Annotated in this window: 5 protein-coding genes; all 5 read right to left on the bottom strand. The window is 34.8% G+C overall.

Annotated features, from left to right (window positions below; translation table 11 throughout):
* Positions 1-18: 18 nt before the first annotated feature.
* Entirely contained in the window at positions 19-1371 is a 1353-nt protein-coding gene (locus tag ACZIYX_RS20045) for a PKD domain-containing protein (RefSeq protein WP_462684038.1), read from the bottom strand.
* Between the two features lie 65 nt (positions 1372-1436).
* Positions 1437-1796: a four helix bundle protein gene (locus ACZIYX_RS20040; protein WP_462684037.1), complete on the bottom strand. Its 360-nt coding sequence runs from the start codon at positions 1794-1796 to the stop codon at positions 1437-1439.
* 159 nt (positions 1797-1955) lie between these two features.
* Complete coding sequence (locus tag ACZIYX_RS20035) at positions 1956-5363, bottom strand: T9SS type A sorting domain-containing protein (RefSeq protein WP_462684036.1); 3408 nt, start codon at positions 5361-5363, stop codon at positions 1956-1958.
* 3 nt (positions 5364-5366) lie between these two features.
* Complete coding sequence (locus ACZIYX_RS20030; protein WP_462684035.1) at positions 5367-7472, bottom strand: fibronectin type III domain-containing protein; 2106 nt, start codon at positions 7470-7472, stop codon at positions 5367-5369.
* A 19-nt stretch (positions 7473-7491) separates the two neighbouring features.
* Entirely contained in the window at positions 7492-12252 is a 4761-nt protein-coding gene (locus ACZIYX_RS20025; RefSeq protein WP_462684034.1) for a hypothetical protein, read from the bottom strand.
* Positions 12253-12761: the final 509 nt, after the last annotated feature.

Here is a 12761-nt window from a genome sequence, read left to right as displayed (position 1 = left end):
TTTATGCTAATATACTTATTAAAGGGTTTCTTTTTGTACTTTAATATCTACTAAAATATAGGAGTTTGGACCATCTGCTACAAAATCTTTAATTTTAATCGCTCCTTTCTTTCCTTCTTTAGTTTTAAATAATATAATTCTTGGTTTTTTAGTATCATCGAATCCCTGTAATCCGCCGGAGGTTTCTTCTATTACCATATTTCTAAATACAGAATCGTTTTGTAATGCATCGAATTGTGCTGATGTCATAGAAGCAGAGCAGCCACATAGCTCCAGAGAATTTATAAAAATAGTGTTTTTAGGGTTTTGCAACTCTTCAAAAGTAGTTCCCGACATTGTATCCGGGCTGGTAAAACGATTAAGGGTAAAAGCTTGGTTTAACCCAAAAAATACTAGATCAATTTGTGATCCAACTTCGGGGGTGATTTCTTCTGAAGTATACCCTTTCCGTTTGGCAATACTATAAAAACTTCCTACTGTGTTTGCATTATGTGCAGTATTGATTCCTAATTTTATATCTTTTAGTTCTCTAAGATTAGTATTGCTAAAAAATGTAATCTCTTTACTGCTGGTCTTTGTTTGTTTCCCATTAGAAACTGTTAATAAAACCCTTTGAGTTCCCAGTTGCGTAAACACTACTTCGGGATCTTTTTCTTGAGAACTAAACACAGATGTTCCTTCAAAGCTCCAATCGTATGTTGTTGCGCTAATCGAATTATTAATAAACTTTACTTTTGCAGGAACCTGAAAATCATCATCATCAAAAGCTATTGTGTATTCAAAATCCGAAACTAAAAAAGGAGCTACGGTAATGATGTGCTGTTTGGCATAGGTTTCCCTACCGTTACTAATTTCTAATACGATTGTGTGTTCGCCTGGATCCGTAAATACAACTTCTCCTGGTTCTTTTTCTATAGAAGTAGCAGGAGTTCCTCCTTCAAAAGTCCATAAATATGTACTTGCCCCAGAGGATGTATTTTGAAAAGTGTAGGCAGCGGGTGCAAAATTATCTGTCTGATTTGTAACCTTAAAATCCACTATCACAGGATCATCGATTTGAATCTGAATTTCTTTACTGTCTTGTTCCCCATCCTGATTGGTCGAAAAAAGCTGTATCGTATAGGTGCCTTTGGTATCGTATTGTATCACCCCGGGATTACGGTTTACAGATCTGGATGGCACTCCACCTTCAAAAGTCCATTCGTATTCTTCTCCTCCTTCGGTTCTATTAAAAAACACAACTTGTACAGGTATGGAATAATCATTATTAAATACTTCAAAATCAAAATCCACTATCACAGGTACTGCTTCTTCTTTGGCGCAACCTGACAGAAGTACTAGTGAAATTAATATGTAAATTATTTTATTCATTTTTTTTGTTTAAAGACTCAAAGATGCAAAGAATCTTAGACGCACAGATGTTTGAGATTTTTCCATTATATGGAACTTTCTACTTTTCTGTTATAACTGGATAGCATACGTTCTAATTCTCTTGTTTCTTCATACATAGTTTCAAATTTATCTTCGCTTATATATTTTAAATTTTTTGAAATCTCTAATTGCGTTTGTCCTTCGAATAAAGAGCTCATAGCAATATTCAAAAATCTTATATATTCTTTTTTACCTTTTCTACCATATCCTTCTGCAATATTACTCGGTATAGAAACACACGCTCTTCTTATTTGAGAAGTCAACCCATACACTTCCTCTTTTGGAAAATCATTTGTATCTCTATACACTTTTGTTACAATATCCATTGCTTTCTCCCAAATTTTTAAATCTCTAAATGTGCTCATTACTATCTGATCTTTTAATTTCAAAGTTTCAAAGAGGCTAAGTTTTTCTCTGCTTCTTTGAATCTCTGCTCCTCTGCACATTAGATTCTTTGGACCTTTGTATCTCTGCTCCTCTGCATCTTAGATTCTCTGTTTCTTATCTCCATCTCACAAATTCCTCTACTCAAACACCACCTTACGCATTGCTGTGCCTTTTGGGGTTTCTAACAAAATTAAATATACTCCTGATGGCAAGGATAACGAATATTCTAGAAGAAAGTCCAAATTGTCTTTTTCAGACCGTTCATGCATTATCGCTCCAGAAATCAAATTCATTATTTTTAAATTTATGTTTGCATTTTCTGCCAGGGTTACTTTAGTTTTAAAAGTACCTCCGTTAGGATTAGGATAGATAATAAACTCTTCTATAAAGTCTCCCTGAGAATTAAAACCTTCCGGAGTTTCTATTGCTGGCTGCACCAAAATAGTTTTTGTAAAGTCCTGGTAACAATCCCCTTGAATAGATCTTAAATTGATATCATAAGGTCCTGCCTCTTCAAACTTGAGCACTAGTTTTTCATCGCTTTTGGATACTACTTCTACTCCTTCGGGAATGGTCCACTCTACTGTTTCTCCTTTTGGTTCACTAACATTTACTAATATTATCTCCTGGTTATTATATGCCTGAGTAGTAATCAAAAAATCTGCATCTATCTGGGTATCAAAAACCTTTACTTCTATTTTGCCAGTTCCTATACAGCCCCGGCTACTGGTTATAGTAGCTGTATATTGTCCTGCTTCTATAATTTCTACAGTACTGCCAGAACCTGTAAAACCATTATTCCCCGACCAGCTGTAAGAAGCTCCCGGGTCCTCAATACGGATATCCAGCACGAGGGATTGCCCATCACAGAGCGAACGTTCTTTTTCCATTTGCACAAGGATCGGTTGTGGATCTACCAGTTTTTCTTCTAAAAAAGTTTTACATCCATTACTATCTATCACTTCTATTTTGTAGCTACCTGAAGATAAATTATATATACTGGCCGAGGTGCTCCCTGTATTCCATATAGCAGTATAAGGTGGTGTTCCTCCTATAATCTCTACTTGTATTTGTCCATCATTTCCCTGAAAACAGGTTGGCGATATTGCAGCAATTGTTTTAATTTCTAACCCATTAGGCTGTTCTATCTTTACACTGTCTTCTATGCGACATCCTTTGGCATCTGTAACATAAACCAGATAAATTCCTCCTGTTAGATTCTTGATACTTGCCGTTTGTTCTCCATTACTCCACGCATAGGTATAAGGTGGCGTTCCGCCAGTAACGATAGCAGTAGCTTCTGCATCGTTTCCGCTTAGGCAGGTTACCACAGTGTTTGTAAACGAGATTTGCAGCTTATCGGGTTGTGGCAGATATTTTGTCTCATCCAAAGCTTCTATCAATCTATATTCTCTAGAACCATCTGTATCTATAAATTCTTCATACGTGCCCAGTTCTATCCCATTTTTGTCTTCCACATTTAATGCATAAGTTCCTACACTTTGATGATAAATTACATTATCATTCACTGGTAAATCCACCCAGTTTCCGTTTACTAATTTTTTCCACCTGTAGCAGTAGGTTTCAAAATTAGCTCTGCACTCTCCTGTCTCTGCAATAGAACCTTCGAACGGGACTCCTCCGGTTACCGTTGCTATTAAAGCTCCATCCTGAAACTGATCCGGTATTCCTAACGGAACATTAAAATCGATACCATTATTATACTCGTTTTCTATATGACAAGAGATCGGAAAATGAATATCGATGGTTGCCCGTAGAGGTTCAGGTTCTTTTAAAGTATAAGTATTGCTTGTAATAGTACAGCCTTCTTTATCTGTTGCAGGACTGTAATTTGCATCTTTAACTATAATCTTGTATTCTCCTTTGCCAATACTGTGTAGTAATGCTACATAATTGCCATCTGCATTAAAATATTCGGTTGCAGTTGTCACTATATTATTATCCCCATCTCTCCATTCGTAATCATACGTTTGATCCGGGTAGCTTGTTCCGCCTTTGATAACTGCCAGAATCCTACCATCTTTAAATCCATTTGCCCTTGGTTCATTTACCAACTCGATAGTTGCAGATAGAGAAGTCTCAGGTTCTTCTATTATTACTTGTTTTATAATTTCTTCTCCCAGTCTAATCTCTCCTCCTCCTATATCTACCTGTTTTTTGGCTATACACGTATTGGCATCCTGCAATTTTATCTCGTATGTACCTTTTGATAATCCTGTAATAGTATGTGTAAACTGGTTAGAAAAAGGTAACCAATCATCCTTCCAGGAATCCTTTATATTTCTTATCAGATAATGATATCCCTCTACTCCACCTCTGGCCTCTAACCGAATAGTTCCATCACTACCCCCTATACACCAAACATTAACTTTATTGGTATCGGCATTGGGTTCTCCTACAAATGCAACCGGAGGTGGCCTGTTGATAAAAAAAGTAAGTGTGTGATCTGTACCCTCTGTAAAATACGGTACTCCATTATATCCTCCTCCTATAATATCTATTCTAAATCCAGAAGAGCTACTAGCCGGTAAACCATCCAATACCACTTGTCTGGAAGAATTAAATGTAATATTACTAAATGGTCGAACTTGATCATACGCATTTCCGGTTAATGGTTTTGATAAATCCACTACCGAAATGTTAAAATTGTCTCCCGGCTCTAAATCCCTATCAAAAGTTAAGGTTAAAGAACCATCAGAATTTCCATTTTCATCCCTCGAATCATAACAACTTACATCTTTAGTTTCACTATTTATTATATGGGGTGCCGATCGTCTTAACTTATAAGAAATCGAGGAAGGAGGATTGGCAGCATAGCAGGAATAAGTTCTTATATGTATCTCTTTACCTATATCGGATTTTGGTAAAAAAGATTCCGGACGTACTTTCAGATTTCTATTTCGTGCTACTCCAGGTATATCTCTCCAACTGTAAATATTAGGAAACTGTCCTATAGCAGTAATCTGGTACTGCCATCTATATACCGATGTGTTAAACCCGGCAGTTGCTGTTGCTTCAAAATCATCTTCGTACCCGGCAACATCCGACCCAACACGTTGTAAGATTAGCAACCTTGGAGTGGCTTCCCATGTAAATTTTAAACGATGTTCTACTTCAAAATCTCCACCATTCCTTCGATATACATTATAACTATTATTATCACAAGGGTCCATATTTATAACAATAGTTTCATCCTGGGTTATCCTACTTCCTCTTCCGCTACTACAACTTCTGCCATCCCGGCGTTCTCTGGTATACACATATACTTTTATTTTTTCTACAATCTTATCAAAAGAATACGTGATATCCTCTCTATAGTGATTGCCTTCGCGATAGTCATAATGCTCAAAAAATAATTTTTCTCCGCCTCCATTGGCAAATACCGCGGTAAATTTTATTTCATTTTCACAAATATTTTCATCTCCATTAACCATGTAGTGAAAATCCTTTATATGTATATCTGTTCCTTGCCCAAAAGCGGTACAGCAGATAAACATAAAGATTATAAAACTATAATTTTTCATACCCTAAAAGATTATTTCTTCTTTTTGTATCGCAGTACTTCCCCCACTGCGTGTTACTACTTTTAACTGATATATGTATGTATTATTTGGAGAAACCGACGAATCCACCAATTTGGATATGGATGCCGGTATTTGTTTCCATAATACAGGTTTTCCTTCTTTTTTAGATTTATAAATCAAAATTTCTATAACTTCCTCGGGCATTTTTCTCCAAGTAATTACTATTTGTTTGTTTATTCTATCTGCTATTGCAGAAAATCCTTTTATAAGTTCTTTGTCCGAAGTTTTTTGACTGGTTACAGTTATCGGTGTAGAAGGAATAGAACGTAACGCACTTTTGTCCTCTGCAAAAATCGCATATCTATATTTGGTATCTGGCTTTAGTTTTTGATCTACAAAACTGGTAACTGTATCCGTTTTAAAAACTAAAGCCCAGCCTTTATCAGCCTCTTTTACCTCTTGTCTGTACAATTGGTGAGCAATTACATCCTCACTACTACTATTAATCCATTTTAACAACACACCATCGTTTTTTACCGAATATCCAGCAAATATAGGAGAGGAAGGAGGAATTATATCTGGTTTTTCTAAAGTTAGCTTTTCTGAAAATTCTGACATATTAAAACGTTGGTCTACAGCTACAATTTGGTAGTAGACTTTACTATTTAAGGATGCAACCTGCACCGTATCTATAAAAGTAGTTCGTAAAACCGGAGAAACGGTAAGTTGTGAAACCTCTTCATTTTTAAGATTTCCCCTAAAAATTCGGTACCCTAATAGATCTTTCTCTTTGTTGGCTTCCCAATTTAGTTTTACTACCCCCAGGCTATCTATTACGCCACTTACTCCTGTAGGTGCTGTTGGCGGTATAGAATCTATGGTTTGTACAAATGCGGTAAGAGAAGACGTTTTTTGATTATTTTTTCCTATTGCTGCTACCCTAAAATAGTTTGATGGCTCTGGTTCTGAATATACTACTTTTCTGGTATTAGAAGAAATGCCGGTTTTTACTGTTTTATATGGTCCTTTTTCCTGAGCTGCCCAGTTTAATTCAAATCCGGTAATTTCTGTTTCTGCAGATTTTGCAAAATCCCATGTAATCACAACATTACCCGAAATATCAAATTCATGTTTGGAAATATGAGGAACAGAAGATAATTTTTTAACACCTTGCGCAGAAACAATTTCTGAAGGTTGCCCTTCTTCTCCAAAAGAAGAAACTCCTATCACTCTATAATAATATGTTTTATTATTTTGAGCTATCGTGTCTACATAAAACATTCTTCTGGCAGGAGTCTCGGGTTTATCATTAAGGTTTACCAAAGGGGTATCTCCCAATCTTTTAAAATTATTTCCATCTTCTGATCTTTCTACAAAGTAGGCATTGTAAATTGGTTTAAACATTGCATACTCCCAGGTTAATAATATACTTTTATCCTCAGGAACCGCTACAAGATCTATCGGTTTTGGTAAAGGATCCGGAGGGATCATTTTTACGGTAATAAGACCTGGTTCTATTGCTATTAATTCTGTTGGTACATTAGATATAATTTTATAAAAATATTCTTCATCTGTTTTTACATCTGTATCTTCATATCCTAATGCTGCCATTTTTGCTGCTTCAAAATTTAAATCGGATGCAAACAATGCAAACGAAAAACGCTGTTCAATTTCTTTGGATGTATTGATAATTTGAGCTAATCCGCCTTGCTGTTGCTCTACATCGAAACTTTCTCCATATAATGCCTGTGCTATAATAGCAGCATAATCATTATTTTCTACTTTGTCTTTCCATTTTTCTAATGGTAATGGAATTAATGATGTTGTAATTATCTTCTTCTCCGGAGGGTTTAATAACACTCCTTTACGAAAAACTGTATATCTTTCTATCGTATATCCATATTTATTGGTACGCAGCCAAGAAACCGCAGTAGTAGGTGCCCATCTTAAAAGAATTTTGTCTTCCTGTACTCTGCCCAGAACTTTTATATTATGTTCTGAAACATTTTCCTGACTATACCCTGCAAGGGACAGTATACTAAAAAACAATACTACTATACTCTTATGTAGATGTCTAAAATGAACTTTATTTAGAATGGTTACTATCATTAATATATGTATCTAATCTTTACAGGTTTCTTAATAAGATAGGATTTTTATAAGTATAGCTTGCAGAAGTTCCTTTTATACTACCAGGAAGATAATATTGTAATTTAATAGTATATTTTCCTGTTCGCATAAACATGTATTCCTCTCCTACAATACTTAAATAAGGAGATGTTTCTGGTAACAATCCCTTGGTATAATCATTAATGACCCTATCTCTTATATCTAAATAATCTAAATAATACTCTGTAGGTAGATTGTAACGAAACGGAAATCTCGTTGCTCTCCAATCTAAATCTACATTATTTTCTAAGCTAGTAAGATAACTGCTTAATAATGGTAAAGCTCGTTTGGGTTTATACCCCAATATAGAAGGATCTCTACGTATACTATATTTACTTCCTTGTGTATATTTTTGATATACTATAGGATCAATATCTTTTGTAAAATAGGCATCTTGCAAGTCAGATTCTACTTCTACCAGGGCTTTATTATTCGAATATTTGCTTCCTACTAATTCTACCAAATCAAAGCCTTCATTATATTTAATTTTAGATGTTAGATAAATTACTGTCGAATTTATTTTACCCCATCCATCTTCATTAATTCTTATACTTTTTACTTTATCTTTAAATGTATTATATGCACTTGATTTAAACTCGTATGTTAAACGATCTATTTCTCCGTCTTTTACAATATTTTCTGCATTATTTTTACGTATTTCGACAGAATTATCTTCGTCATAGCTTGTCGTTTTTGATGCGCTCTGATCATTACGAGAGCGTCCTGCTCCCTTAGGAGAGCTCACGATAGCCATTATATATTTTGAATCTTTTTTAACTTTTGGCAGCGTATATATTACCTTATTATCTGCATTATTATATCCAAAATCTGATTCTGTAATTGTACCGCTTTCTTCTACATATTTAACTGTACTTTTCCATTGTGTATTATCAAATAAATAATCCTGTCCTCGTTGTAACTGTATATACCCCTTGTTATACTCCTCTGGGTAAAACAATTGTTGATTTACAACCGGATATGAATATTGTATGTTATGTAAAGGAATATGATCTGGCGCTCCTCCTGTAGTAAAATTGCGTTCCTCTGTTTCTACTGCTTTTTTACCATCTACTAGTATTGTTTGAAAAGAACCATTTACTTTTTCCTGAAAACTCACTTCTACCGTAACTTTTAATTTGGTATCTGGTGGTAATATATCCTCGGATATTAACGTAGCACGGTCGTTCATCTGCCCCCATTCTAATTCTCCCACTATTTCTTTTCCTGCCTGATCTGTGATAGTGAATCGTTCCAGAATCACTTTATAAGTTTTATCTCCGTCATCCTCAGGAATGACTATGGGTTCATTCACCCGCATGGCAAATGCTGCTTGTGGTGCTGCAAAAACATCAATATCTCCTTCTCCATCTTTTGGTGTAAGGTCTGTAATCATTTTAATTCCTCCTAGCGGAGAAGCATTATCCAATTCACACTCTTTGCCAATGGTCATCTTAAACCTGAAACTACCTTTTACCAAGCCTCCTAAAAGATTATAATATCCTCCTACATATCCTCTGAACCAAAACGGATTAGGTCCTTTACCCTGTAAAAGTACTGCGGCACCTCCTTTTATGATCGGAATTTTCTTTCTTATAAAAAATAATTTAATGTTTATTCCTAGTTCTCCTTGAAGATATGCATAAGATTGCCCATTAGCATACCACCCATCTATTCCTATTGATTCACTACTCCCTACACATCGAGCTTCTCCATAATCTTTTAGCATAATATCAAATCCTACTCCTGCCTGAAAACGTGCATACAGAATTAGGAAATTCATATCTCCTGTATCAATCTTGAAATCTGCACCAAATGCAAATCCTTTACCTTCACCCAATGCATTTAGGTCTCTCATATAATCTAATTCTGACACATCTACGCCTAATATTTCTGCAACTTCCGGAGGTGGCGGCGGGCTACCCGGTATACGATCTCCCATCATAAAATATCCTCCTGTTTCTATAGAAAAGCCTCCTACTCCCATTTTGAGTCCTAATCGATCTGTTGGAGTCCCCATGTGCATATACCATTCATCCGGGGCAATATGTATAACCCCCCATCCTGCACGACCACCAGAAGCTCTTCCTTGCACAATTCCTCCTGCTACATTAACAAAAATATCCAGCTGGGCATGAAAGGAGTTATTTACAAAATCAAACTCCATTCCTAATTTTGCACTAATGGAAGCATCTGCACTAAATTCTGCTTCATATTCTGTATCTGCTTTTTCTAAAAAGTTCTTAGTGATTTTGTTAGTTACAGCGTTTTCCATGAGTTCATTATCTACCATACCTTCGAGCTTTTTGGTTAATTCTGCGGTGGGGTTTGGTATATCAAAAGCTTTCATAATAGATGCTTCTCCAAAGAATCCTAGTCGGTTTACACCTCCTTTGGTATTAAATTCTATTTCAAAACCGGCACCTATAGATACCGCGGTTTCACTTCCTATAGAACCAAAAATCATTGCTTTAACTCCTAAACTCGAAGTCTTATTAGGAATATAGGAAAGCCCTGAAGGAGAAAATTCTGTAATATTACCATTAGGCCTTCTTGTCATTTTATAAAATGCTCCTCCTGCAAAACCTGTAATAGTAATTGGTCCGGCTTGTATCATTAATCCTTTAACTGAAGCATCAACATACCAGTATCTAAAATCTTTTTTACCAAAGATTGCTTTGGCTGTAATAGGTTTTATCTTCCCGAATTCGGCTTCTACTTCAGCAGAAAATCCATTTCCATATTCCGGATCATCTTCCATAAGCTGAAGACTTCCTCTGATTTTCATACCTCCCAGATCAGAATCTAAATCGATAGCGGATAAATCTACTCTTTTAAACTTCCAACGTTGTCTGTATTGGTACTCTTCATATTGTCCTATTATACTTAAAGTTGCTCCTCCTGCAAAACCTTTTTTCATAAGGTTTACCATAATATCAAATTCGATTCCTGCCTCATAATCATTTGATCTAAATCCAATATTTGCAATAGAAACCGGAAAATTTGCAAGCTTGACTTCATCTTTATATCCAAAATAATCTACTTTTATAATTGGAGATTCTGTTTGCAAAACCAGATTTTGAAATTCTATTCCTTTAAATTCTACCGTTTTTTCTTTTTTATCTTCTCCTTCTCCTACAGTGTATTCTTCTCCTTCTCGTTCCATAGAATCTTTCTGACTGGCAGAAATTGCCATTCTTCCATTAAGAACAGCTTTAGGTTGAAAATTACCATCCCGAACTGCAAGTTGTACTCCAGAGTTTGGTAATAGTTGTGCTTTTGCTTTAAAGACATCGAAACTAATCGTATCTAAGGTTGAAACTGTAAGTGAATACTCATCTTCAGAGATAATGCCTACATATCCTAGTCCCAATTTCCCTTCTTCGTTTGTAGTTTTAAGATTTGACATAGGAAGTAATAATCTTCCTTGAAAACCTGCTCCAACCAATCGATTTGCTGCTAGTTCTATAGCTATTTCATCTACAGAATATGCCCATCCTTTGGATTCTGAAGTTCTTCCTGATTCTAATGGTATCAGATTTTTTGTAGAAAAATATCCGGAAACCCCATAATTATCTATTAATAGATTAGCTGCCTGAAAAGATACCCGTTCTTTATTAGGTATACTTTCCGTTGTTTTAAATTGTTCTGGTAATCCTACCTGAAGAGATTCTACATAAACTCCCCGCCAGGTGTCTGCATTTGGTAATAACAACCCTTCGTCATAATAATATTGTGGAAAGTTTACATTTTCTGTTCTAAGATCACTAAAATCAAATACTGCCTGATTAACCGAAAACATAAATTTATCTTCCTGCCCAGCCAGAACAAAAGGGGAAAGGCTGATTTCTACAATCAGATCATTCCAGTCGGATGCTATTGCTCTAAATGCTCCTGATACTCTATTAGGTATTTGAATAGGATCCTTGAGCGATCCTTTATAGGTTACCGTTTCTGGTAATGGTTGCCCCAACTCATCGACTGGTAAAATCATATTTCTGGAAAACTGCACCTCTCCTTCAATCCCCATTTCTTTTACCCCGTCGCAATTAATAGTAACAAAAGTTCTGTTTTGTGTATCTCCTGTTTTATAATCAAAGCCTCCTTTAAGTATTAATAACCAATTGCCACCATTAAATGGTATAAAAATATCTCCTAACAATACTAAATTAGCCTCTCCTATAATACCTCCCTGATGAGAAAGCTTAACATTATTTGCTCCAAAAAAAAGCTCTATTGGTAATCCTTGCTCGTCTGATTGTGGTAAGATAATTTTCACAAAAACAGTAAGTTCTGTATACTCTTTTGTAAATTTTGCTTTGGTAAATCCTAACTGATATTCAACTTCATTAAGTTTATGCTTAATTCCTACTGGTAATACTTGAATGTCTTCATTTCTAAATGATGAAATCCATCGACCTGTACTATCTATTTCTTTAAAACCAGCTTTTGCTTCAGATCTAGAGTCATTTACACTAGTGGCAGTAACTGGAAATTCGTTTCGAATATTAGAAAAAGTGAATTCTGGTGAAGTAATTTTATTAACCAACTTTTGAATTGGAAATTTTTTATCTAATTCAGAAAAATGAACAAATTTAGAAGTATTTTGTTCTTCTACTTTGGGATTATTATTTTTTAAAGATAAAGAATCCTTTTCATTAGCAAAAAGACTAAAAGAATATATATTAACACTACATATAAGTAGAAGTAACTTTATTTTCATAAAAAAATGTTAAGACTAGAACATACAATATTACAAAAAATTGTCTAAAAACAGTATGTGATTTACGGTAAAAAGATAACAAACAAACTAACAGTTAAGGTTTTCCTGAAATGATTTAAAAAAATAAACCTACACTTCAACCTATACTAACTTTACTCTTGCATAACAAATAGCTAGAATTTCTTATTGTTGGATTTGGTAAGCCATAACAACCAAAATATTTACTCTAAAATTGTAAGTTTTACTAATATAAAATATTTATCATTAGATTTATATTCAAAACAAACTCACAAAGGTTAGATGAGGAATGAAATTATTTAAAAACCATATATTAAACCCAACTCTTAAAACCTATTACTTTTACTATATAAATACTTATAACTTGCATAACACAACTTTTTTATAAATATTTAACCCGAGTTTGCAAAAAAGAAGGAGCAGATAAGTTATATCAATTCACTAGTGTCCACTTAAAACAAATTGATAGACAGTTGTTTATAGTCTAGTTC

This window comes from Aquimarina sp. (assembly GCF_977115655.1).
Note: the sequence above shows the minus strand (reverse complement) of the source record. Positions and strands in the feature narration are given on the sequence as shown.